A 25029-nucleotide genomic window follows, 5' to 3' on the forward strand; every position below is an offset into this window, starting at 1 on the left:
TAAAAAAGATATATTTGTTATGTTTTTTTATAGATTAGTGTTATTGTGTCATAATAAAACCTAGATATAGAGGTGGGGAGTTTTTTGGTGCCGATTTTTAAAAAAATTTATAATCACGTCAAACTTTTTATAACATCATTTATAGACAAAGACCTCACCTTTTATGCTGCAAGTCTTAGCTTTTATACCATATTAACGCTGATTCCCCTTCTGCTCATAGTTCTTACGCTCTTTACCTCTCTGCCAAATTTTTCAGAGCATTATGTCAAGATTCAGGAGTTTATATTTTCAAACCTTATGCCGGTAAACTCTGACACGCTGATGGGGCATATAAACTCATTTTTACAAAATTCAATCAAGATGAGCATGATAAGTTTTGCAGTAATCATCGTCTCTTCGCTCCTCTTTTTTCAAAACTTCGAGTATATAGCCAATAAGATATTTCATGCAAAAAACAGGGGGGTCTGGCAGTCTGTAACTACGTTTTGGACTCTTTTGACATTAACACCTATAGGACTTGGAGTCTCTTTTTATATAACAGGTTACGCTGCTTCTTTGATGGCAAGCAGCGAGTATACGTCTTGGATTAACATACTGCCTTATGTTCCATATCTCATTATTTGGGCGCTCTTTTTTCTTATATTTCAAATATCGGCAAACACTAAAATCAGCGCAAAAGCTTCGCTTATCAGCTCATTTGTGACATCAATAATTTTTAGTGTTGCAAAAAACGGTTTTATCTACTACGTTTTTTACAACAAAGCATATGAGACAATGTACGGCTCATTCTCTATTCTCATCTTTCTATTTTTATGGATTTATGCCTCATGGATTATCTTTGTCTACGGCCTTAAACTATGCTACATTATAAATCGCATGTATGAAAACAGAGCTTCCAAAGAGAAGCAGACTCCACATGAAAAACCTCATGAAAACAGCCCCGATGGAGAGCGTGAGATAAAAATAGAAGAGGTAGGGGTTTAGTTTTATCAAAACTCCTTCTCTTCCCATCTCTATAAGCCAAAGCAGCGGTGCGTCAAAAAGATTTCCAAAATTTATCAGATGTAGAAATATGCTTAACGGATAAAAGAGGGTAAAAAGTGTCGTCCAGATGATTGAAAGCGGGTGATAGACGCTGAAGTTTTCAAATATTGCCAAAGAAAACGGAAGCATCATAACATAAACCCAGATGGGCAGAAGTGTGAATCGCCATAGCTTGTTTAGATGCTTAAAATGAATCAGAAAAAGAAATATATAAAAAACTCCGCTTGCCGAGAGCCAGAAACCAAGTGAGAAGAAAAGGCGCGGGAAAAATGACAAAATAAGCAATACGCTTAAAAAGAGAGTCTGCATCGATACTATTTTAATGCCTCTGTCGTAAAGCACAAAACCAATTACCAGCATTCCAAAAGCGCGGATAAGCGACGGCGGAGAATCTAAAAATAACATGTAGAAAAAAAGCGTAAATGCCACCGCCAAAAATATATCGAGTTTTGAGTTTCTATATGGAAAGTATCTGTTTTGCGCAAATGAGTAAACTGGGCGCAAAAATAGGTAGAGCAGGGCACTTAGGACGCCGAGGTGAAAACCGCTTATGGCAAGCAGATGAGAGACCCCCAAATTTGAAAAAGTTTTTTGTAAATCACTATCAAGCGGCGCAGCAGTGTAGAGAGCCTGATATATATTTGCAACGTTTTTATCTTCATGTGAAGCTGATATGTAAGCATTTAGTCCATTTTTTAGAGTGAGAGACTCATTTATATCTTTGATTTTGCTATTTGCATAAAAGGTAGTCAGGTACCCCTGAAAGTTCAAATCTTTTGGCCATATTTCAAGTTTTAGTCTCTTTGTTTTTACATCTTGAAGCGATTTTTTTGCGGTTGTATAAAATGTCAGCCCATCTGAACTTTTTAGTTTTAGCACCTGGTAGGTTCTGTTGTTTTTGCTCTTTGTGTACTGTTTTAATACGCTAGCTTCAACAAGTGCCGAGTCAAAGCGGTTAAACTCCAAAAAGTTTCTATACTCTATAAAAAGTGAAACGCTTAGGATGAGCAAGCAAGCAAAGATAAAGATGAAAAAGTCCCGCTTTTTGTTAAATAACGAGACTCTCTCTATCATCTTTTAGAGCGGCGGCATTGAGATGGAGTCGTTGGAGAAATTGATATTTGCAGAGCGCGTGTCAACATTTTCATAAATGGTCTCAACGCCTTTTGCATAAGGAAGCGGATCTATAAACTTGGTAAGTTTTTTCTGAAAAACAAGTTTTACATGTCCTGTAGGACCGTTTCTCTGCTTGCCGATGATGATTTCGGCATCTTCTTCCTCTTTTTCAATGTATGTCGAAGTAAACTCTTTGCCTTCGCTTTTAGCTGCTTTTTCGCGCTCTTTCTCCTCTTTGTAGAGGTAGACGTCATCGCGGTAAACAAAGAGGATGATGTCCGCATCCTGCTCGATAGAGCCGGACTCACGGATATCGCTGAGCATCGGTCTTTTGTCGTTTCTGGATTCAAGTCCGCGGTTTAGCTGAGAGAGTGCGACAATCGGCATGTTTAGCTCACGTGCGAGCATTTTAAGCCCGCGAGATATTTCTGAGACCTGTAAGTGTCTGTCTTGAGTTCCGATACCGCTCATAATCTGTAGGTAGTCGATTACTGCTATCTCTATCTCTGGGTGCTGATTTTTGAGCTTTCTTAGCTTTGAGCGAAGCTGGTTTATGTTTATGCTTCCGTGGTCGTCAACATATAATTTTGCGCTGTTCATTCTGTCAATAGCGCCGTTTAGTGAACTCCACTGGTCATCATTCATATCGCCGACGCGAAGTTTTTGAAGAGGAATGGACGTCTGAATAGAGAGAAGTCTAAGCATTAGCTGTTCTGCAGGCATCTCAAGCGAAAAAAATGCAACACCTTTTCCTTGAACGATAAGGCTGTTTACTGTGTTGAGTATAAAAGAGGTTTTTCCCATGGCAGGACGCGCAGCTACAATTACCAAATCACCTTTTCCAAAACCGGTCGTCATCTTGTTTAGTTCGTGAAAACCTGTATCAACGCCGACAAGCACATTATTTCCGCGAGCTTTCATCTCCTTGATGTACTCCATCGTGTCGAATGTCATCTTTGGAGAGTCTTTAAAGTCGCTTGTCTGGTTGTTTTGGGTTATCTCATAGAGCTTTTTTTCTACAATATCAACAACTTCCGCACTTGGAAGCTCCTCTTCAACTGTTACTCTTTTTATCTCGGTTGTAAGCGTCAAAAGATTGCGTTTGAGTGATTTATCTTTTATCTCATCGACGTAGGCTCTTGTGTTTGAGATTGGATTTGCAGAGAGAATCTCAAGCATGACATGCTCATCAAACTTTTTCATCTTGATGAGCTCTTTTTTTATAAACTCCTCATCAATAGGCTGATCTTTTTGCAAAAGCAGAGTCATTACATGAAAGATATCCTGATGAGCAGGAAGATAGAAATCATCTTTTTTTAGCGTGCTACTAAGTTCGTCAAACTGACTTGGCTCAAAAACTATAGAGCTTAATATGCTTCTCTCAAAAGCTAAATTGTATAAATTATCGTGCATTACTCAGCCTCTTTCGCCATTTTTTCAACTTCTTCTACAAATCTCTCTACAAGTTCGTTCTCGTCTAGATTTGCAACGACTTCACCCTTTACCATGACAAGACCTTTTCCTTTGCCGTAAGCAATGGCTACGTCCGCATGTGCGGCTTCGCCAATAGCATTTACAACGCATCCCATAACCGAGACGTTAAGCGGCGCTTTTATGTGTGCTGTTCGTCTCTCTATCTCGCCGACCGCACTCACCAAATCAGCTTCGATACGTCCGCAGGTAGGGCATGAGATGATATTTAACCCATCTTTTGCCGCGCCGCTGTCTTTTAAAATAGCACGTGCGACGTTTATCTCCTCTTCAAGCTCTCCGGTGATACTTACTCTCATCGTATCGCCGATACCGTCAAGCAGAAGTGCGCCAAGACCGATAGAGCTTTTTACGGTTGCATGAAACAAGGTTCCTGCTTCTGTAACTCCAAGATGAAAAGGATAGCTGTTTTTTGGGCGAAGCATACGGTACGCGTCAACGGTTCTTTGTACGTCGCTTGCTTTTAGGGAGATTTTGATGTCGCTAAACCCCAAATCTTCAAGAAACTTAATGTTGTACTCTGCGGATGCCACCATTCCCTCAGCAGTCTGCCCGTACTTGTCTAAAAACTCTTTTTCCAAACTTCCTGCATTTACGCCGATGCGAATAGGGATATTACGAGCGCTACATGCTTTCACTACCTCTTTTACACGCTCTTTTGAGCCGATATTTCCTGGATTTATGCGTATGCAGTCAACAACTTCGGCGGCAATAAGTGCAAGACGATGGTTGAAGTGAATATCTGCAACAAGCGGGAGTGAAATCTGCTCTTTGATTGACTTTAGTGCCAGCGCATCTTCCATCTGCGGAACTGCTACACGTACAATGTCGCACCCTGCAAAGTGGAGTCTTTTTATCTGCTCAACTGTAGCCTCAACATCGGAAGTTTTTGAGAATGTCATCGACTGAACGCTGATAGGCGCGTCACCGCCAACTGCAACATTGCCAACAAATATCTGTTTGGTTGGGTATCTTTTTATCATAAAGAGATTTTATCTCTTTTGGTCTAAAAAAGTGCTTTGGTATTTATTGGTTGAATTCAGGATTAATAAAAATGCATAATTTAATTTATTTCGGATAAAATCTAAGCAAAGTTAAAATTAACAATTAGAGTAAAAAATGAAAAAAGAATACGATAAGGCACTTTATAGACTTCTTCAAATTTTAAAACGTCTCTATGAAGGCGAAGTGCTTATAGCTAAAAACTTAGCACTAGATTTTAATGTTTCGCCGCGAACTATACGCCGTGATTTTACGAGACTTTCCTATTTTCCTATTGAAAAAACTAGTGATGGTTATAAATATGAAGATGGTTTTCATCTCCTTAAAAGCTCAAAAGAAGACGAGGTCTTACTTTTTGAAATGTTTGAGCAGTTTTCAAAAAGTATGGGTGACGGTGCCTCTAAAATTATCTCTAAACAACTTTCAAAGCTTCATAATCCATCTGCAAAACATCCATTCTTTTTTAATGCAGTCATTGAGGATATTACCGATAAAAGTGAACTATTTTTAATTATGCAAGATGCTATAGAACAAAAGCGTGTCGTATCTTTGGAGTATCTAACTGTAACACGAGAGGTAGACCCATATAAAATTGCAAGCTTTGAGGGATTTTGGTATCTTTTTTGTAAGGAAAACAACAAATACAAAACTTTTTATTTTAAAGATATTCAAAATGTTTCTCTAAAAGAGCAGACTTTTACATGCGATATACACGCGTTACAAGTGATGGAAAATGCTTTGAATATCTGGTTTGAAGCACAAGAAGAAGTTTTTGAAGTGCTGCTACATGTAAATAATAATATAGCAAAACATCTCTCTAGGCGTCCACTGAGTAAAACACAAAGAGTGTTCAAATATTATGAAAACGGCGACATTGAGATAAGCGTACATGCCACGAGTGATAGTGAAGTAATCCACATGCTAAAAAAATGGCTCCCAAATCTCAAAGTAATTGCACCTTTACGGATTCATGAAACATTTAAAAAGGAGCTGCAAAAATACATTGACGCGTAAAAAGGACATGACGTTGTCCGTAAGCTATGTAAAAATAACAATCAAAAAAAGGAGTTTAGATGCTAGACCAATTTAAAAATCAATACGCACTTTCAAAAACTTTGCGTTTTGAACTTAAACCTCTCGGCGAAACGCTCAAACACATAGAAGCTAAAGGTCTCATTGCGCAAGATAAAACACGTGCAGAGGAGTATCAAGAAGTAAAAACAGTTATCGATAAGTACCACAAAGCATTTATTGAAGAAGCACTTGATGCTGTTTCATTGAGTAAACTTGAAGATTACGAAATTGCGTTTTTTGATAAAAATCGCGACGAAAAAGCTTTTGAAAAACTTCAAGATGTATTACGCAAAGAGATTGTTGTAAGTTTTAAGAAACATCCTAAGTTTGCAACATTATTTAAAAAAGAGCTTATCAAACTTGATTTGAAAAATTGGCAGAATTTATCTGAAGAAGAAAAAGAGCTTGTGAAACACTTTGATAATTTCACTACATACTTTACTGGCTTTCATGAAAATCGTGCCAATATGTACACAGATGAAGCAAAACACTCTTCTATCGCATACCGCATCATCCACGAAAACTTGCCTATCTTTTTAACAAACCAAAAACTTTTTGAGACAATCAAACAAAAAGCACCGCATCTCGCACAAGAGACGCAAAATGCCCTGCTTGAACATCTAAATGGAGCAGTTGTAGAGGATATGTTTGAACTAAGTTATTTCAATCGTATGCTTTCGCAAACCCATATTAATCTTTACAATCAAATGATTGGCGGTATTAAAAAGGATGAACTAAAAATTCAAGGTTTTAATGAAAAAATCAATCTTTATCGTCAAGCAAAAGGCTTGTCTAAGCGTGATTTACCAAATCTTAAACCATTACACAAACAAATACTAAGCGACCGAGAGACGCTCTCTTGGCTCCCAGAAGCATTTGAAAATTACGAAGAGCTTGTGAAAGGTGTGCAAACCTATTTTGGCAACGAGGTGTTAGCCTTTGAATGTTGTGACGGTAAAGTGAATCTTTTAGAAAAGCTGCCTGAACTTTTAGCGCAAACGCAAGATTACGATTTGTCCAAAATCTATTTTAAAAATGATGTGGCGCTCACAAGTGCATCACAAGTGATTTTCAAAGATTATCGCATCATCAAAGAAGCGCTTTGGGAAGTCAATAAACCTAAAAAGTCAAAAGATTTAGCCGCAGACGAAGAGAAGTTTTTTAACAAAAAAAACAGTTATTTTAGTATTGAGCAGATTGATGGAGCTTTAAAGTCGGCTCAACTTTCTGTAAAAATGATGGAGTATTTTCAAAGCGAATCTAGTAAACTCATCGAGCAAATCCAAACCGCTTACAACGATTGGAAACAAAACAGCTCAAACAAAGAACTCTTAAAAACGTTTTTAGATACGCTACTTTCGTATCAACGGCTTTTAAAACCGCTTAATGCTCCAAACGACCTTGAAAAAGATGTGGCTTTTTATGCCTATTTTGATTCCTATTTTGCGAGTCTAAGCGGTGTGGTTAAACTCTACGACAAAGTGCGAAACTTCATGACGAAAAAACCGTACTCACTTGAAAAATTTAAACTCAATTTTGAAAACCCAGAGTTATTGGGTGGATGGCCAGTTGACAGAGAGATTGCAACTTCATCAGTAATTTTTAAAAAAGATGGGTTATTTTACTTAGGAATATTAAGTAGTGGAAGTAAGCGTTTTTTTAAAAATCATCCTTTACCGACAGATAAAACAGATGTTATATTAAAAATGAATTATTTACAGGCAGCAGACCCAAGTAAAGATGTTCAAAATCTCATGGTAATAAATGGGAAAACTGTTAAAAAAAATGGAAGAAAAGAAAAAAGTGGAGAATTTGCAGGTGAAAATTTACAACTAGAAAGTTTAAAAAATCAATATCTTCCAAATGAAATTAATGAAATCCGTAAAGCAAAATCATATTCAAAAATGAGCATAACTTTTAATAAGAATGATTTAGTGAAATTTATTGATTATTATAAACAAAGAACGATTGAATATTTTAACCAGTATTCTTTTGAATTTAATGCGAGTGAAAATTACAAGGATTTTGGAGAGTTTACTGAGCATATTAACCAACAAGCTTATCAGATTAAATTTGTTGAAATTTCACAAAGTTATTTAAATTCTCTTGTCGATGCAGGCAAGCTATACCTATTCCAAATCTACAACAAAGATTTCTCCCCATTTAGCAAAGGTACGCCAAATATGCACACACTTTATTGGCGTGCACTTTTTGATGAAAAAAATCTCGCCGATGTAATCTACAAGCTCAATGGGCAAGCGGAGATATTTTTCCGTCAAAAGTCAATCGACTATTCCGAAGAGAAACTTAAACTTGGGCATCACCACAATACGCTTAAAGATAAATTCGCATACCCGATTATCAAAGACCGCCGTTTCGCTTTTGATAAGTTCCAGTTTCATGTACCCATAACGCTCAACTTTAAAGCAAAGGGCAACGAAAATATCACGCCACAAACTTTTGAGTATATTCGTGCAAATCCCGACAATATCAAAGTTATTGGTATCGACCGCGGTGAGCGCCATCTGCTCTATCTTTCACTTATTGATGCTAAAGGGCAGATTGTAGAACAATTTACACTGAATCAAATAGTAAATAGTTATAACAGTAAAGAGCATGTTATCGACTACCATGCCAAACTTGACGCAAAAGAAAAAGACCGTGATAAAGCACGTAAAGAGTGGGGAACTGTCGAAAATATCAAGGAGCTTAAAGAAGGATATTTAAGTCACGTCATCCATAAAATCGCGACACTCATCGTTGAACACGGTGCGATCGTAGCGATGGAAGATCTCAACTTCGGCTTTAAACGAGGACGTTTCAAAGTAGAAAAACAGGTCTATCAAAAATTTGAAAAAGCGCTTATCGACAAGCTGAACTATCTGGTCGATAAGAAAAAACAGCCCGACGAGTTAGGCGGTATTTTTAACGCACTCCAACTTACGAACAAGTTCCAAAGCTTTGAAAAAATGGGGAAACAAAACGGATTTTTATTTTATGTGCCTGCGTGGAATACTTCTAAAATAGACCCAGTTGCAGGGTTTGTCGATCTCTTTGATACTCGTTATGCAAGTGTAGAAAAATCCAAAGCGTTTTTTGCTAAATTTAAATCCATATGCTACAACGAAACCAAAGACTACTTTGAGTTTGCATTTGATTACAACGACTTTACCGACAAAGCCAAAGAGACTCGTAGCGAATGGACACTTTGTACTTATGGTGAGCGAATTGTGAGTTTTAGAAATGCGGAAAAAAATCACCAATGGGACAATAAAACACTTCATCTCACAACCGAATTTAAAAATTTATTTGGTAATTATACGGGTGACTTAAAAGCAACGATTTTAGCGCATGACGACAAAGAATTTTTTGAGAAGCTTTTACGCCTTTTACGTTTTACACTTCAGATGCGTAACTCTATTACGGGTACTGACATAGATTACCTTGTCTCTCCTGTCGCAGATAAACAAGGAAATTTTTACGATAGCCGCAAAGCTCATGGTTTGTTACCAAAAGACGCCGACGCAAACGGTGCGTACAACATTGCTCGTAAAGGCTTGATGCTCATGCGTCGCATCCAAAAAGCCGATGACCTCAAAAAAGTAAATTTGGCGATTTCAAATCGTGACTGGCTCCGCTATGCTCAAGGTTTGGAGAGCTAGTGTGGAGCCTTATATCCCGATTTCGTTTTTAAACGATTTTATCTTTTGTCCTCGCTCGATTTACTTTCATCAGCTTTACGGCAGAAGTGATGAAAGTTTGTATCACAGTACCGACCAAAGTGAGGGTAAAGCCGCACATGCGACAGTCGATGCAAAAACCTACACAACGGCAAAAAAAGTGCTGCAAACCATAGAAATCTATAGCCAGACATATGGTTTAGGTGGAAAAATAGACACTTTTGACACAGCTACCGGAGTGCTAACTGAGCGTAAAAAAAAGATAAAAGTAATCTATGACGGCTATATCTACCAACTTTATGCACAGTACCATTGTTTGGTGGAGTCGGGTTACGAGGTACATGCCATGAGACTTTACAGTATGGATGACAATAAAGTGTACCCCATTGCATTGCCAAGTCAAGACAAAGCGCATCAGAGTGCTTTTGAATCACTTTTACAACAAATACGCATTTTTGATATGAGTGCACCCTTTGCCGTAAACCCAAACAAATGCTTTCGATGTATCTACCGTTATTTATGTGATGTGGCAATATGATGAGTCTTCCAGATTTCAAACAAAAGCAGATCATTATTGCACTTTTAAACCATGGCGAAAAATTGAGTTTTAAAAACGATAATTTTGTCATTACAGACGCAGATGGGAAGATTAAACATCAATCGACATGCTATAGACTTTTTGCACTTATGATAGTCGGAAATATCAGTATCACCTCGGGGCTTTTACAGCGTTCAAAGAAGTTTGGTTTTAGTATCACGCTACTAAGTTACGGGCTTATCCCCTATGGCATGTGGCAGTATAAAACCGAAGGAAATTTTCTGTTGCGACAAAAACAATACGCTTATAAAAGTAATGCTATTGCACTTCATATTGTGCAAAACAAAATCGATCAGCAGATTATCCATCTGCAAAAAAGACGTAACAAATCAGACGCTTTGACTCAAGCTATTGATAAACTTCGTGACTATCGAGGAAGACTTTTAGATGAGTCTTTAGATTTTCAAGAAATTTTAGGTGTTGAGGGCGTGGCTTCGCGACTTTATTTTGCCCACATGTTTGACAATATCGAGTGGAACGGGCGAACGCCCAGAACCAAAAAAGATATTATCAACCTTTTGTTAGATATAGGCTACATGCAACTTTTCCATCTCATAGACGCTATGCTTAATCTCTACGGCTTTGATACCTACAAAGGTGTTTATCACAAAGAGTTTTATCAGCGAAAATCTTTAGTCGCAGATATTGTAGAGCCGTTTCGACCTATAGTGGATTATAGAATCAGAAAAGCCTATAATCTAGGACAAATCAATCCAGATGATTTTGATTTTATAAATGGTCAATACCGTCTTTTTGGAGATAAAGCAAAGCCATATACTAAATGGCTCTTAGAAGCGATTTTGGAATATAAAAACGAAATGTTTTTGTATGTACAGCAGTACTATAGAGCATTTATGCAAGAGAGAACCATTGGTGCATACCCGATGTTTTTAGGAAAAATACCATGATTATAGTTTCATATGACATTAGTAACGACAAACTTCGTACAAGATTTTCAAAATTTCTTTTAAAATACGGTTTTCGTTTGCAGTACTCGATATTTCAAATCCGAAACAGCAAAAGAATTTTGGCGTTAGTTTCTTCCGAAATAAAAAATAAGTTTGAAAAATGTTTCTCTCAAACAGATAGTATCATCATTTTTAATCTGAGTGAACAGTGTAAAATAACAAGGTACGGTTATGCCAAAAACGATGAGGAAGACCTAATCATAATTGATTAAAATGCAAACCTTAGTCTTTATGCGTTTTTTATTGAATTATTGCCAACTTTTTACCTCATTTTTGAATAAAAATAGGGTAAAATGGCACGTATGGTAACAAAAATGGCAGTTTATCTGTCTAAAGATACCACCAAATTTCTACTGTTGTAGATTACAAAGTTTTGTACCTGCTCTACTGTGTCTAAAGATACCACCAAATTTCTACTGTTGTAGATCTATTCTTAATCCAGTTTTACTTTTTTTGTCTAAAGATACCACCAAATTTCTACTGTTGTAGATTTTGATAGTGTAAAGATAGAGGTTGATAGTCTAAAGATACCACCAAATTTCTACTGTTGTAGATTCGGGTACATATTTATTGCCTGACGGGGTCTAAAGATACCACCAAATTTCTACTGTTGTAGATATAAAGCAATATGTTTAGTTCACGTTGTCTAAAGATACCACCAAATTTCTACTGTTGTAGATTCAAGTGATGCACCTAGCGCAAACTCGTCTAAAGATACCACCAAATTTCTACTGTTGTAGATCTAGAAATTTCAATCCATCGTGACGAAGGTCTAAAGATACCACCAAATTTCTACTGTTGTAGATACGAGATATTTGAACTTCTCATTATCAGGTCTAAAGATACCACCAAATTTCTACTGTTGTAGATAAAAAGCAAAACAAGCGAAGCGCAAGGGTCTAAAGATACCACCAAATTTCTACTGTTGTAGATCTTGTTGATATATTCTTTTAAGTCGTTGTCTAAAGATACCACCAAATTTCTACTGTTGTAGATTTGAAGCAGTGCCTCCGCCTTTTGAGGGTCTAAAGATACCACCAAATTTCTACTGTTGTAGATGAACAAAAGACGACCATTTCCACTCAAGTCTAAAGATACCACCAAATTTCTACTGTTGTAGATAAGTTCTTCGATTTTTGTTTCTTTTCGTCTAAAGATACCACCAAATTTCTACTGTTGTAGATAAAGATATTTTAAAGGCACAAGTGAGCGTCTAAAGATACCACCAAATTTCTACTGTTGTAGATGAGGATTTGTACGGGATTTTGTTTTTTGTCTAAAGATACCACCAAATTTCTACTGTTGTAGATAACCTAAAATGCCTCGTAACTGTTGCGTCTAAAGATACCACCAAATTTCTACTGTTGTAGATAAAATAACCTCAAAGAAGTAGTTTTTGTCTAAAGATACCACCAAATTTCTACTGTTGTAGATAAGTTAAATCATTCAAATCGGCGAACAAGTCTAAAGATACCACCAAATTTCTACTGTTGTAGATTTTTACAGATACCTCTCGACATACTCTTGTCTAAAGATACCACCAAATTTCTACTGTTGTAGATATGACAACTCCACTCTTTACAAGTCAAGTCTAAAGATACCACCAAATTTCTACTGTTGTAGATGATAATGAAGAGATAGAAACAGAGTTGGTCTAAAGATACCACCAAATTTCTACTGTTGTAGATGAATAGCATCGGTTGGGATTTCTCTATGGTCTAAAGATACCACCAAATTTCTACTGTTGTAGATTAGGAAGCTCCGTCATTTATGGCGGGGGTCTAAAGATACCACCAAATTTCTACTGTTGTAGATACATTAAGCAGACTTCTTAAAGAGGCAAGTCTAAAGATACCACCAAATTTCTACTGTTGTAGATCTTTACCCCTTAGTACTAGTTCGATTGTCTAAAGATACCACCAAATTTCTACTGTTGTAGATAAAATGTTTGATACGAACATAACCCAAGTCTAAAGATACCACCAAATTTCTACTGTTGTAGATATCGCTCGTTTTCGTCAAGCAGTTTGTGTCTAAAGATACCACCAAATTTCTACTGTTGTAGATATAGAATGTATAACGAAGATAAAAAAAGTCTAAAGATACCACCAAATTTCTACTGTTGTAGATCCCAATCCACCAACGGAAGCCAACATAGTGTCTAAAGATACCACCAAATTTCTACTGTTGTAGATATAGATTTACAATGTATTTTAGTGCCAGTCTAAAGATACCACCAAATTTCTACTGTTGTAGATTCAAGTTCTTCCATTGTCTCCATCATAAGTCTAAAGATACCACCAAATTTCTACTGTTGTAGATGTAGCTACTGCTGATTTTGCAATAGATGTCTAAAGATACCACCAAATTTCTACTGTTGTAGATAAGCAAGAGCGGCTTTTACTCTCTCATCGGTCTAAAGATACCACCAAATTTCTACTGTTGTAGATTTATAATCCAGAACACATTGCTCATTAAGTCTAAAGATACCACCAAATTTCTACTGTTGTAGATCCATTATTGCGTTAATAGTTTTTATATGTCTAAAGATACCACCAAATTTCTACTGTTGTAGATTTAGCTCACTCCTCAAGTTCTTATATTGTCTAAAGATACCACCAAATTTCTACTGTTGTAGATCACTAAATATCAAGAGCTTAAAACAAAAGTCTAAAGATACCACCAAATTTCTACTGTTGTAGATATATTCTCGTTAAGAGTTGGTATTATTGTCTAAAGATACCACCAAATTTCTACTGTTGTAGATCTCTTAAAGAGCTATCTCGTACAAACGGTCTAAAGATACCACCAAATTTCTACTGTTGTAGATATTCAAGCACACGCCTTTGATATAGGTCGTCTAAAGATACCACCAAATTTCTACTGTTGTAGATCTTGTGACGGTGAGAGAACACCTTTAAGTCTAAAGATACCACCAAATTTCTACTGTTGTAGATAGTAATGATGCCCTGTTGTATCTTCTAGGTCTAAAGATACCACCAAATTTCTACTGTTGTAGATGCAGGTACACTCTTCAACACTTCATCAGTCTAAAGATACCACCAAATTTCTACTGTTGTAGATCAATGCACTCTCCCTCTGCTTCAATCTCGTCTAAAGATACCACCAAATTTCTACTGTTGTAGATAATCAAGCGGAACTATTTAGAAAGGGTAGTCTAAAGATACCACCAAATTTCTACTGTTGTAGATACAAATAGATTAATTCAACAAGGAGTGATGTCTAAAGATACCACCAAATTTCTACTGTTGTAGATAGAAAAGCACTCGAGGCTGTGTATAGTGGTCTAAAGATACCACCAAATTTCTACTGTTGTAGATTACCCAACTAATCCTGCTACCCCTTTTGTCTAAAGATACCACCAAATTTCTACTGTTGTAGATAATGAATGTTAAATCCTCGTTGAACTGGTCTAAAGATACCACCAAATTTCTACTGTTGTAGATAAAGAAGCATCAACCCGCTTAGAGTAGAGTCTAAAGATACCACCAAATTTCTACTGTTGTAGATGCAAACAAGAAAGCAGCCAAAGCAAACGGGGTCTAAAGATACCACCAAATTTCTACTGTTGTAGATGTGAGTGGGGCAAAATTCCCTGCTACTGTCTAAAGATACCACCAAATTTCTACTGTTGTAGATAACTAAATGTTAATAATCTACAAATAACGTCTAAAGATACCACCAAATTTCTACTGTTGTAGATTTTGTCTACACTTTGTAGCTTCATCCCGTCTAAAGATACCACCAAATTTCTACTGTTGTAGATAGAGTGGTCGTCATACCCTGCTTCTGCGTCTAAAGATACCACCAAATTTCTACTGTTGTAGATATGAAACTCAAAAACAGACCAATGAGGCGTCTAAAGATACCACCAAATTTCTACTGTTGTAGATTCATGACTCTGGACTTTATCATAGTGCAGTCTAAAGATACCACCAAATTTCTACTGTTGTAGATAAATAGCTCTCTCTGGTTTTTCTTCTTTTGTCTAAAGATACCACCAAATTTCTACTGTTGTAGATATGAAGATTCAATAGCATTGTATAAATTGTCTAAAGATACCACCAAGTTTCTACTGTTGTAGATGCACCATGTAAAACACTACAATAAACGCAGTCTAAAGATACCACCAAATTTCTACTGTTGTAGATAAACCTCGTCTATCTTATAAGGGATTGTGGTCTAAAGATACCACCAAATTTCTACTGTTGTAGATTTTTTTACGTCAATAACCATTGATAAAGTCTAAAGATACCACCAAATTTCTACTGTTGTAGATTTTGTACCAATATCAAAGAATGTATCTGGTCTAAAGATACCACCAAATTTCTACTGTTGTAGATTGTACAATTTCATCATCTCACAAGCTCTGTCTAAAGATACCACCAAATTTCTACTGTTGTAGATAGAAGAGAACTTGCTCTTTTGCTATTTTGTCTAAAGATACCACCAAATTTCTACTGTTGTAGATTTCCAATTCTCTTGATGTATCTCGTGACGTCTAAAGATACCACCAAATTTCTACTGTTGTAGATATGAGTTTGAAGCAGATAGTGACAAGATGTCTAAAGATACCACCAAATTTCTACTGTTGTAGATTCATATTCAATCTCATATAAAAATGATAGTCTAAAGATACCACCAAATTTCTACTGTTGTAGATGAATATCATCAAGCTCTGGATGTTGTCGTCTAAAGATACCACCAAATTTCTACTGTTGTAGATGGAAATTTATTTAAAGGATAGGTGTATGGTCTAAAGATACCACCAAATTTCTACTGTTGTAGATTAATGAGCTTAATACGGGGGTTGTGGAAGTCTAAAGATACCACCAAATTTCTACTGTTGTAGATGTCTGTCAAAACGCATTTCGTGGATATGGTCTAAAGATACCACCAAATTTCTACTGTTGTAGATGTCGCAAAAGTTGTAAAAGTAAATGCAAAAAGTCTAAAGATACCACCAAATTTCTACTGTTGTAGATTAATGAGCTTAATACGGGGGTTGTGGAAGTCTAAAGATACCACCAAATTTCTACTGTTGTAGATTTAGGAGGAATATTGCACAAAAAGGTTGTCTAAAGATACCACCAAATTTCTACTGTTATAGATTACTATTTACCCCTCTTAAAGCCCTATTGTCTAAAGATACCACCAAATTTCTACTGTTGTAGATATGCAGCAACCTTTTGTTTTCTTCTATGTCTAAAGATACCACCAAATTTCTACTGTTGTAGATGTCTATCAAAACGCATTTCGTGGATATGGTCTAAAGATACCACCAAATTTCTACTGTTGTAGATGCAATTCCTTCAAGCACATCACAAACGTCTAAAGATACCACCAAATTTCTACTGTTGTAGATAAGGTATAGACTTTAAAAGTAGCGGGTGTCTAAAGATACCACCAAATTTCTACTGTTGTAGATCACTAATCTTCGCCTCTTCCTCTTTTAGGTCTAAAGATACCACCAAATTTCTACTGTTGTAGATTATAGCTCCCATCTTCGACGTAGTGGTGTCTAAAGATACCACCAAATTTCTACTGTTGTAGATTGGACGCAAAAGCAAAAGAAAAAGGATGTCTAAAGATACCACCAAATTTCTACTGTTGTAGATCAACGAGCTTAATACGGGTGTTGTGGAAGTCTAAAGATACCACCAAATTTCTACTGTTGTAGATTTAAATAGTCCTACCAGAGCAACACTGTGTCTAAAGATACCACCAAATTTCTACTGTTGTAGATAGGGCATTGATTTTAAGAGCAGTGGCGTCTAAAGATACCACCAAATTTCTACTGTTGTAGATGCAAGAGCTTTAATCTTTAGAGATTTGGTCTAAAGATACCACCAAATTTCTACTGTTGTAGATTACAGACTCCGAAGCCATTTTCTCAGCCGTCTAAAGATACCACCAAATTTCTACTGTTGTAGATACGACTGGATTTGACGCTGTCCACATCGGTCTAAAGATACCACCAAATTTCTACTGTTGTAGATATCAACTTTGCTATCTAAAACGTCTCTTGTCTAAAGATACCACCAAATTTCTACTGTTGTAGATGCTGTTAGTTCTCTTGTGGTTGTTACAGTCTAAAGATACCACCAAATTTCTACTGTTGTAGATGTGGAAGAGAAGCTTAGAATACAAAAGTCTAAAGATACCACCAAATTTCTACTGTTGTAGATATTGCATCCGCCATTATCTCACAAATAGTCTAAAGATACCACCAAATTTCTACTGTTGTAGATCATTACGCAGGACAGATAAGCTGACTATGTCTAAAGATACCACCAGATTTCTACTGTTGTAGATGTCGGGCATATAGAGCGAAATGAATTTAGTCTAAAGATACCACCAAATTTCTACTAATGAGAGCTACCTATATTTCTGGAGTTCAAAGTCACCATCTTTTTAGCAATAAATTTTACAAACTTCCCTATTTTTAGAGTTTCGTCATGATGCTTCGTATTTAGAAGTCATCTATGAAAAGTATCTAAAACCGCTAAATCCACAAGGTAAAATCTATGTAATTTTTGATGAGATACAGTTCTTTGACAACCGGCAGGTTTATATAAAAAGCAAGTATGAATCGAGTGATATCAAGTTTATCATCACCGGTTCACACTCCTCTATGCTATCAAACGAACTTGGTACGCTTTTGACGGGTCGAAGTCTCAATATTTATCTCGATACTTTTTCGTTTAGGGAATTTTTAGATTACAAGGGGATAGATTATAGTGGTGAGTTGTCACAGCTGAGGCACAAAATAAAGATATCAAGAGCAAAGGATGAGATTTTTACGGTAGAAGATGAGCTGACAAAAAAAGAGCTACTAACAAGCTATGCTAAAACTCTCAAGCAACTTAGGAACGGCACTTGAAAATGCCGTTTTTAACGCTTTGTCGATACGACAAGGGTCAGTCCTAGAATTTGAAAGTAAGATTTGTGTAGAAATATCTTCCTGGTTCGTTAAGAAGCATTGTACTGCCTGCAGAATTAAGAAGTATCAAGTCGACATAGCTATTGCTTTGTACATATGTTGCATCAAACAAGTTGTTTACACCGATTGTTATATCTGCATGCTTATTGATGGCATGTTTGATTTTTGCATTGTAGATGCTCCATCCGCTAAGCTCCTGCTCGCCATTGTCGCTGTCTATCGTATCCCATCTCTCAGATGCTTGCATCTCAAGAGTTACTTTAGAGTCGTTCATGTACTCATAGTTAAATGCAACGCTTCCTCTAAGCGGTGCAATATCAGCCAAATCTCTATCACTTTGAGTTGGAGTAGATGCTTTTTTGCCTCTTTTGTATGATGCGCCGGCGTCTATCGTCATGTTGTCGCTTAAAAAGTATGAACCGCTTAGTTCGGCACCGTAAACTGTAGCATCAATATTTTCAAAAGCGTATGTTGTTGCGCCTGTTTTTTTGAGATAGATATAGTCTTCAAGTATTGAATAAAAAGTCTTTGCTTTAAATGTAAAGTTGTCGTATGAAGCCTCATAACCCAAATCAATCTCTCTGTTTTTCGTCTGTTTTAGCTCATCATTTCCTGTAATGTTATCAACCACAGGATATAGTTCTCTTGCATCAGGTACACGCGCGGCAGAACCAAAACCTACAAAAACAGAGTTCTGTTCATCAAGAGAGTATGTTGCAATAATGTTTGCGCTCATAGCGTTATAGTTGTTCTCTGCTTTTGTTGCATCATCCGGCGTTATATCTGTTGTATCAAATCTGGCACCAGCTTTTAGGTTAAGCGCGCCAAATTTTTTCTCTAACGTTGCAAAGAGAGCCTTGTTGTCTGTTTGAGTATGAGTTAAACTTGTTTGGATAGATGCAGGGTTTATTACGCCTGTAGTCGCATTTGTACTGTACTTTTCACCCTCCCAAGTTCTCTTGCTTCCGTCAATGCCTACAAGCAGTTTGTATGAATCTATATCGAAACTGTTTTTGAGCTTAACGCCCTGCATAGATGTCTTTAAGTGATTTGTATTATAGCTTGGCAAACCGCTCATTCTAAATTTGGTATCCATGGGATGGTCAACATCGGAGTAGTAGTATTGGATGTTAAAGTTTTCGTAGCTGTTTGAGAGATTGTCTATATTGTACTCAATGCTGTAGATGTTAGAGTCATCATATGCAGCGTCCATTTTTGAGTTGGCATAAAGCACGTCATCGCTTCTGTTGCCGGTATAACTCAAGCGCAACTCTTGGTCTTCTAGAGTTTTTACAAAAAGTTTTGTCATGATACTTTTTTTCGTATAAGCATCAATATCATGGTACTGTGGTTGGAATTTAGTTTTTTGAAGCTGCGCATTTGCAGGATATAGTGCTGCGTAATTGTCAATTTGCTCTGCTAATGTATTCCCATCACCGTCTTTATATTGTCCGCTGGATTCATGTGATGCGCTGATAAGTGCGCGAACGGTTTCTGTGCCGCCGCTAATAGTTGCGCCGATTTTTTTATAACCCCAGCTTCCAAGACCAAATGTCACCTCCATGTGAGGCTCTTTAGTCGGTTTTTTGGTCTTGATTTTAAGTCCGCCGCTCATTGTTCCGAAGTTTTCTACATCGTAAGGACCCTCGATTACCTCTATCTCATCTATTTGGCTGGCAAGAATGTGAGAAACAGGCGGGTCCATTCTGTTTACACATGCGCCACAAACTTTTGTTCCGTCAACTTCAACAGAGATGTTGTCTCTTTTTTGACCTCGAATGTAGATATCATTTGCAATACCGCTGCGGCGGTTCATATCTATGCTAGGCACACTAGAGCTTAGCGCTTGAGCCAAATCGGCAGAGAGTTGAGCATTTTGGCTAACTTCCGTAACAACAGTAGACTCAACGCTTATTTTAGGAAGTTCAATTTCATTTGCGCTTAAAACCGCAACGGCTACAATTGAGAGGGGAATAATTTTTCTGTACATATATAATAAACCTTAATTATTTAGATTAGTTGATTGTATATGGTTTGTGTTACAAAAATGTTAATTTTTTAAAGCAGATGTGATAAAATTCCGCCATGAGTAAAATAGAAAAAATAAAACGAATAATATTGATAATTTTAGGTTTAAGCCTTTCGGCTTATTTGATGTATAGCGGCTTTGCCATCTTAGGAGAGTCGGACTCCGTCGGCAAAGTTCATGGTGACACAGTGAAGTGAGCCGTGCTGTTTTATGAGTGAGAAGCAGTTGATGCCTATGATATCTTTGTCTGGAAATGTTTCTCTAAAGATTTCTAACGCTTCTTCATCTTGTTTAACTCCGTAAGTAGGGACTAAAACAGCGCCGTTTACAAACAAAAAGTTTGCGTATGTAGCTGGGAGTCTCTCACCCTCGAAGTAACAAGCATCGCTCATCGGGAGTGCTATAAGCCTGTATCCGTACTCCTTAGAGAATGCCATCAGTTCATCCTCCATAAGTTTTAACGCATCAAAGTGCTCATCAGCTGCATCGTCGCATTTGACATACATAATACTTTTTTCATCAATAAATCTCGCCAAAGTATCTACATGTGAGTCTGTATCATCGCCTGCCAAGTAGCCGTTATTTAGATATAAAATCCTGCTCATGCCGAACTCTTCTTGAAGTTTCTTGGTCATCTGATCTTTTTTAAGAGAGGCATTTCTGTTTTTGTTAAGTACGCACTCAGAAGTTGTAAGTATCGTATCTACGCCGTTGCTCTCAATGGCACCGCCCTCTAAGATAAGGTCTATCTTTTTAAGCTCTTTGTCGTAGCATCTTTTTATTGCGCTGCTCATTGCGTCGTCTTTTGAGGCTTCAAATTTTGAGCCCCAGCCAGTAAATGTAAAATCAAGCAGTTTTACGGTGTTGCTCTCTTCAATGCAGAGAGTTGAACAATCCCTTGCCCAAGTGTCGTTTGTTTCATACTCGACAAAATAGAGGTTCTTGGTATCTTTAAATCTGCTCTTTACGTCCTCAACACTGTCGCACACAACAAGGCACTCCTGATATTTTGTAATAGCGTTTATGATGTTTACGAAAGTCTCCTGAGCCTCTTCTAAATACTCTACCCAGTCACTCTTTGCGTGCGGAAATATAATTTGTGTAAAACTCTGTTTTTCAAACTCTGCTATTAGCCTTTTCATCTGATATAATTCCTTATGGCTTATATAATTTTAAATAAAAATAATTTTTTTAATAATCTCGACATTATCGCTAAAAGTACCAAAGGAAGAGATAAAATAGCTCTTGTTTTAAAAGATAATGCGTATGGACACGGGCTCCTTGAAATGGCTTCTATGGCAAAAGAGTATGGTGTGGAAAAAGCGGTTGTGCGCACTATAGAAGAGGCACAAAAGATAGAGAGTTTTTTTGAATATATTTTGGTTTTGGGCAGGACTCAAACGGCTCTGAAAAGTCAAAAGATAAGATATACGATAAACGATATAGCGTCCATAGATAAGTTTGAGCATGGCACAAAGGTGGAGCTAAAAGTTGACACCGGCATGCACCGCAACGGCATAGCCATGAGTGAGCTTGAAGAGGCTTTTTCGAAAATTAAAGAGGCAGGATTGATACTCGAAGCCGTCTTTACGCATCATAGAAGCTCGGATGAGCTTACAAGCGAGTGGTTTTGGCAAAAAGAGAATTTTGTGAATGTTAAAGAAAAGTCCCGTGAATTGGCTCTTGAGTTTGGTTTTGGCTCTCTTAGATTTCACTCCTCAAACTCCGCTTCACTTTTTAGGCAACTAGATTTTGACGAAGATATGGCAAGAGTCGGAATAGCGGCTTACGGCTGTATAGAAGTGCCCGATGCGCTACATTTAAAAGAGTTAAAACCCGTCTTGTCTCTTTGGGCCTCTAGAGTCTCAACAAGAGAGATAAAAGCCGGTGATAGGGTAGGTTACGGCGGCGACTACGTTGCCGCAGAAGATTGCGTACTCGGCAACTATGATTTTGGTTATGGGGACGGCTTTTTAAGAGCATGTGCGTGCGGTTATAAAACTCCAGATGGAGCAGAGCTTGTAGGCAGAATCTCTATGGATAACAGCACGTTTAAAAGCGATAAAGAGAAAATTTTGGTTTTTGACGATGCAAGAGATGTCGCACTGTTTGCCAAAACTATAAGCTACGAGGTTTTGACCTCTTTAAAACCTGAGATTAAGAGAACGGTTGCTGAATTTTGATTTTTGATTGTAGATTTTGTTATCCCAGAATCATGAATTAATTTTTATGATTGCGCTTGAGAATATAATACCGTCAACCCCAAGAAGTGCTAACTCCTCAATTTCATCCTCATTTTCAATCATAACCAATATCTTTGCATCAAAAAGATAGTTTTCAGCTACGTTTTGAGCGGTTTTTGCCAATGCTTTTTCCACAACTATATAAGAGGCGCCAAAAGATGAAGCATAAAGCAGTTCAGCGATGTTTTTTACCTCTATCGCGGTAGACATCAAGTTTAGAAGAGCGTGGTTCATTATGTCTAGATTTGCTTCGCTAAACTCAATGTATAGAGTCGAAGATGGAGGCGTGTTTTGTATAGCCTCAATGTTAGAGATGTGGTAGAAACTCTCGCTCTCTATAAATCTGTGTCCAAAAAATATCATTTTCTTTTCTCCAAACACTCTTTGGAGCAGTAGTATTTGCCGTTGCTTAAAAGCGCATCCTCAAGAGAGCAGTAAATTTTACATGCAGAACACTCTACCATCTCGTCACTTTGGATTTCATCTCTTTTTTTTGCATCTTGATTTTTGTTTTGCACCTGCGGTTTTTTCTTTATAAATATAAAGTAAACTACAGCAATTAAAACAATAACAACAATCCATTGAGGGCTCATAAATCTTCTCCGATAAGTAAATAGTGTCTGTTTTGCGTTTTTATAATTTTGTGTTTTAAATTATGGGGGACTTCATCATAGACTCTCTCTCCTTTGTAAAAAAGAAGTTTTGAATCTGTGTCGCGAAAATTTTTGCTTAGTTCAAGAAGCATTCTTGTGTCTATTACCGCTCTTGAGGTTACTAGCTCAAAAATCTCACTCTGCATCTCCTCGACCCTCTTTTGTACCACTTTTACATTATCAAGCCCCAAGTCGGCTTTTATAAATTGCAAAAAACTCGCTCGCTTTGCCAAAGGTTCTACGAGAGTTACTTTAGTCTCCGGGAGTCCCATTGCTAAAATTAGACCCGGAAAACCTGCACCCGTACCGATGTCTAGTAGATTTTTGTATTTTGGCAGAAAAGTTATAGGGAAAATTGAGTCATATATAAACTCATCAATAGTCCTCTCATCTTTTGCGCCGGTTAAGTTGTGAATCTTGTTCCATTTAAAGAGATGCTCTTTATATTTTTGAATATTGTGAAAAAAGTTCTCAGGCAACTCTATCTTTTGCTCTAGAAGCGCGGTTTTTAAATTCAAAAATATATCCTTTTTTTTAAAGCAGGTGCCCCATGTCATCTTTTTTTACGTTTAAATAAGCTTCGTTATACTTATTTGACTTCATAACTATCGGTAATCTCTCTACTATCTCTATGCTGCTGATAGATTTAATCTTGTCAGGATTGTTAGTAAGAAGCTTTATTTTATGTATATTGAAATGGTGTAGAATAAACGTTACCATCTCATAGGTGCGCTCATCGGCTCCAAAGCCGAGCTGATGGTTTGCTTCTATGGTGTTTAGTCCTTTGTCTTGGAGGGCGTAGGCGTTTATCTTGTTTAAAAGTCCGATATTGCGCCCCTCTTGCCTTAGATATATAACCATCCCGTTTATTTGCGAAACAAGCGTTAGTGCATATTCAAGCTGTGCGCCACAGTCACATTTCAAACTTCCAAGAGCATCGCCTGTTAAACACTCAGAGTGTACTCTTACTACAGGAATTTCGTCTAAATTTTCTTTAAAAATTACAAGATGTTCTTTGTTGCCCTCTTTAAAAGCTTTTACTTTAAAATCACCGAATCTTGTCGGTAAATTTGCTACTTCTGAAATCTTTATGTTCAATTAATGTACCCTAATTTTAACTTTAAAACGGTAAAATATTTTTCAAAATTATAGCTAAAAAGGTTTAATAATGTTTCAAAGATTTCGTAGGACTCGTTTAAATGGTCATCTTCGCTCACTTGTTCGTGAAACAAGTGTAAGCGTAAACGATTTTATCTATCCGCTTTTTGTCCGTTCGGGTGAGGGTATTAAAACCGAGGTTGCATCTATGCCGGGAGTTTTTCAGATGAGTATTGATGAGGTTTTGAAGGAGTGTGAGGAGCTGAAAAAACTTGGGCTTTACGCAATTATACTTTTTGGAATCCCTGATGTAAAAGACTCTATCGGCTCGGACTCTTTGTGCGAACACGGGATAATAGCAAAAGCCATCAGGGCTATAAAAAAATCCCATCCCGAGATGTTCGTGGTAACTGATTTGTGTTTTTGCGAATATACAGAGCACGGACACTGCGGAATTATAGATGAGAAACTTCAAACCGTAAACAATGACGCTACACTTAAAATTTCCGCGCAACAAGCAATTATTCATGCAAAAGCGGGAGCTGACATGATAGCGCCATCTGGAATGATGGACGGAATTATACAAACACTCAGAGAGGCGCTTGATGGGGCAGGATATGAAAATCTACCTATTATGAGCTATTCGACAAAATTTGCTTCGGGCTACTATGGACCGTTTCGTGACGTAGCAGAATCAACGCCTACTTTTGGTGACCGTGCCTCTTACCAGATGGATCCTGCAAACAGAAGAGAAGCAGTTGCGGAGAGTATTTCAGATGAGCGTCAAGGTGCAGATATATTGATGGTAAAACCGGCTCTTGCCTACTTGGACATTGTTAGAGAGATAAAAGACAACACATCTCTTCCAATGGCGGTTTACAACGTAAGCGGCGAATATGCGATGCTAAAGTTTGCGGGAATGAATAACCTGATAGATTATAACAGAGTGCTAATGGAGACTATGGTCAGCTTTAAGCGAGCAGGTGCGGATATTATTATCTCCTACCATGCAAAAGAGGTTGCAAAACTGTTACAAAAGTAACCCTTTGTCTTCCGTTGAAAAGTTTAA

The 25029-nt window shown here is 37.3% G+C and carries 17 protein-coding genes, 1 pseudogene and 1 CRISPR repeat array; of the genes and pseudogenes, 9 read left to right on the forward strand and 9 right to left on the reverse strand.

The window, feature by feature from the left end; all coding sequences use genetic code 11:
- Positions 1–87 precede the first annotated feature (87 nt).
- A complete protein-coding gene (locus K0A91_RS01485) occupies positions 88–984 on the forward strand; it encodes a YihY family inner membrane protein (RefSeq protein ID WP_295007444.1) in 897 nt (298 codons plus the stop codon).
- Between the two features lie 9 nt (positions 985–993).
- Here the strand turns inward: K0A91_RS01485 and K0A91_RS01490 are convergent.
- From K0A91_RS01490 to ispG, 3 genes and pseudogenes are all read right to left on the reverse strand, one after another.
- Positions 994–2118, reverse strand: a pseudogene (locus tag K0A91_RS01490) (ComEC/Rec2 family competence protein); the annotation flags it as partial.
- 3 nt (positions 2119–2121) lie between these two features.
- Positions 2122–3573, reverse strand: coding sequence for a replicative DNA helicase (locus tag K0A91_RS01495; RefSeq protein ID WP_295007446.1), 1452 nt, complete (start codon positions 3571–3573; stop codon positions 2122–2124).
- Positions 3573–4634, reverse strand: coding sequence for a flavodoxin-dependent (E)-4-hydroxy-3-methylbut-2-enyl-diphosphate synthase (ispG, locus tag K0A91_RS01500; RefSeq protein WP_295007447.1), 1062 nt, complete (start codon positions 4632–4634; stop codon positions 3573–3575). The genes K0A91_RS01495 and ispG overlap by 1 nt, the downstream gene beginning before the upstream one ends.
- Before the next feature lie 136 nt (positions 4635–4770).
- Between ispG and K0A91_RS01505 the strand changes: the two genes are divergently transcribed.
- The 6 genes from K0A91_RS01505 (at position 4771) to K0A91_RS01525 (ending at position 17877) form a co-directional block, all read left to right on the forward strand.
- Positions 4771–5667 (forward strand): WYL domain-containing protein, encoded by an 897-nt coding sequence (locus tag K0A91_RS01505; protein ID WP_295007449.1) that lies wholly within the window; start codon positions 4771–4773, stop codon positions 5665–5667.
- A gap of 59 nt (positions 5668–5726) precedes the next feature.
- Positions 5727–9389, forward strand: coding sequence for a type V CRISPR-associated protein Cas12a/Cpf1 (gene cas12a, locus K0A91_RS01510; protein ID WP_295007451.1), 3663 nt, complete (start codon positions 5727–5729; stop codon positions 9387–9389).
- Position 9390: 1 nt separating this feature from the next.
- Positions 9391–9945 (forward strand): type V CRISPR-associated protein Cas4, encoded by a 555-nt coding sequence (gene cas4, locus K0A91_RS01515; protein ID WP_295007453.1) that lies wholly within the window; start codon positions 9391–9393, stop codon positions 9943–9945.
- The gene (cas1, locus tag K0A91_RS01520) at positions 9942–10913 is read left to right on the forward strand and encodes a type V CRISPR-associated endonuclease Cas1 (protein ID WP_295007455.1); all 972 of its coding nucleotides are present in this window, start codon (positions 9942–9944) and stop codon (positions 10911–10913) included. The genes cas4 and cas1 overlap by 4 nt, the downstream gene beginning before the upstream one ends.
- On the forward strand, positions 10910–11185 hold the full coding sequence (gene cas2, locus K0A91_RS10985; RefSeq protein WP_366511613.1) for a CRISPR-associated endonuclease Cas2: 276 nt from the start codon (positions 10910–10912) through the stop codon (positions 11183–11185). The genes cas1 and cas2 overlap by 4 nt, the downstream gene beginning before the upstream one ends.
- Before the next feature lie 116 nt (positions 11186–11301).
- Positions 11302–17373: a CRISPR direct-repeat array (repeat unit 36 nt; unit sequence GTCTAAAGATACCACCAAATTTCTACTGTTGTAGAT).
- A gap of 102 nt (positions 17374–17475) precedes the next feature.
- Positions 17476–17877 carry an AAA family ATPase gene (locus tag K0A91_RS01525; protein ID WP_295007613.1) on the forward strand — a complete coding sequence of 134 codons (402 nt, stop codon included), beginning with the start codon at positions 17476–17478 and terminating at the stop codon, positions 17875–17877.
- 43 nt (positions 17878–17920) lie between these two features.
- On the opposite strand, the gene K0A91_RS01530 is transcribed toward K0A91_RS01525, so the two are convergent.
- On the reverse strand, positions 17921–19927 hold the full coding sequence (locus K0A91_RS01530) for a TonB-dependent receptor (RefSeq protein ID WP_295007457.1): 2007 nt from the start codon (positions 19925–19927) through the stop codon (positions 17921–17923).
- Positions 19928–20112: 185 nt separating this feature from the next.
- Positions 20113–21108 carry an agmatine deiminase family protein gene (locus K0A91_RS01535; protein WP_295007459.1) on the reverse strand — a complete coding sequence of 332 codons (996 nt, stop codon included), beginning with the start codon at positions 21106–21108 and terminating at the stop codon, positions 20113–20115.
- Positions 21109–21123: 15 nt separating this feature from the next.
- Here K0A91_RS01535 and K0A91_RS01540 point away from each other — a divergent pair, with 15 nt between their 5' ends.
- On the forward strand, positions 21124–22149 hold the full coding sequence (locus K0A91_RS01540; RefSeq protein WP_295007461.1) for an alanine racemase: 1026 nt from the start codon (positions 21124–21126) through the stop codon (positions 22147–22149).
- A gap of 30 nt (positions 22150–22179) precedes the next feature.
- Here the strand turns inward: K0A91_RS01540 and K0A91_RS01545 are convergent, their stop codons facing one another.
- The 4 genes from K0A91_RS01545 to ribA are packed head-to-tail and all read right to left on the reverse strand — an operon-like array spanning position 22180 to position 23960.
- On the reverse strand, positions 22180–22572 hold the full coding sequence (locus K0A91_RS01545; RefSeq protein ID WP_295007463.1) for a hypothetical protein: 393 nt from the start codon (positions 22570–22572) through the stop codon (positions 22180–22182).
- Positions 22569–22802 carry a PP0621 family protein gene (locus K0A91_RS01550; protein WP_295007465.1) on the reverse strand — a complete coding sequence of 78 codons (234 nt, stop codon included), beginning with the start codon at positions 22800–22802 and terminating at the stop codon, positions 22569–22571. Before K0A91_RS01550 ends, K0A91_RS01545 begins: the two co-directional genes overlap by 4 nt.
- A complete protein-coding gene (rsmG, locus tag K0A91_RS01555; protein WP_295007467.1) occupies positions 22799–23380 on the reverse strand; it encodes a 16S rRNA (guanine(527)-N(7))-methyltransferase RsmG in 582 nt (193 codons plus the stop codon). Before rsmG ends, K0A91_RS01550 begins: the two co-directional genes overlap by 4 nt.
- 16 nt (positions 23381–23396) lie before the next feature.
- Complete coding sequence (gene ribA, locus K0A91_RS01560) at positions 23397–23960, reverse strand: GTP cyclohydrolase II (RefSeq protein WP_295007468.1); 564 nt, start codon at positions 23958–23960, stop codon at positions 23397–23399.
- 70 nt (positions 23961–24030) lie between these two features.
- Between ribA and hemB the strand changes: the two genes are divergently transcribed.
- The gene (gene hemB, locus K0A91_RS01565; protein WP_295007469.1) at positions 24031–25002 is read left to right on the forward strand and encodes a porphobilinogen synthase; all 972 of its coding nucleotides are present in this window, start codon (positions 24031–24033) and stop codon (positions 25000–25002) included.
- Positions 25003–25029: the final 27 nt, after the last annotated feature.

The sequence above is a fragment of the Sulfurimonas sp. genome (assembly GCF_019429335.1).
Taxonomy (GTDB): domain Bacteria; phylum Campylobacterota; class Campylobacteria; order Campylobacterales; family Sulfurimonadaceae; genus Sulfurimonas.

Excerpts from the sequence above, each read along its gene's own strand:
- cas1 (WP_295007455.1), top strand. The coding sequence starts at position 9,942 with ATGATGAGTCTTCCAGATTTCAAACAAAAGCAGATCATTATTGCACTT.
- cas2 (WP_366511613.1), top strand. The coding sequence starts at position 10,910 with ATGATTATAGTTTCATATGACATTAGTAACGACAAACTTCGTACAAGA.
- ispG (WP_295007447.1), bottom strand. The coding sequence starts at position 4,634 with ATGATAAAAAGATACCCAACCAAACAGATATTTGTTGGCAATGTTGCA.
- hemB (WP_295007469.1), top strand. The coding sequence starts at position 24,031 with ATGTTTCAAAGATTTCGTAGGACTCGTTTAAATGGTCATCTTCGCTCA.
- cas12a (WP_295007451.1), top strand. The coding sequence starts at position 5,727 with ATGCTAGACCAATTTAAAAATCAATACGCACTTTCAAAAACTTTGCGT.
- K0A91_RS01550 (WP_295007465.1), bottom strand. The coding sequence starts at position 22,802 with ATGAGCCCTCAATGGATTGTTGTTATTGTTTTAATTGCTGTAGTTTAC.
- K0A91_RS01545 (WP_295007463.1), bottom strand. The coding sequence starts at position 22,572 with ATGATATTTTTTGGACACAGATTTATAGAGAGCGAGAGTTTCTACCAC.
- K0A91_RS01540 (WP_295007461.1), top strand. The coding sequence starts at position 21,124 with ATGGCTTATATAATTTTAAATAAAAATAATTTTTTTAATAATCTCGAC.
- K0A91_RS01505 (WP_295007449.1), top strand. The coding sequence starts at position 4,771 with ATGAAAAAAGAATACGATAAGGCACTTTATAGACTTCTTCAAATTTTA.
- K0A91_RS01495 (WP_295007446.1), bottom strand. The coding sequence starts at position 3,573 with ATGCACGATAATTTATACAATTTAGCTTTTGAGAGAAGCATATTAAGC.
- K0A91_RS01530 (WP_295007457.1), bottom strand. The coding sequence starts at position 19,927 with ATGTACAGAAAAATTATTCCCCTCTCAATTGTAGCCGTTGCGGTTTTA.
- K0A91_RS01535 (WP_295007459.1), bottom strand. The coding sequence starts at position 21,108 with ATGAAAAGGCTAATAGCAGAGTTTGAAAAACAGAGTTTTACACAAATT.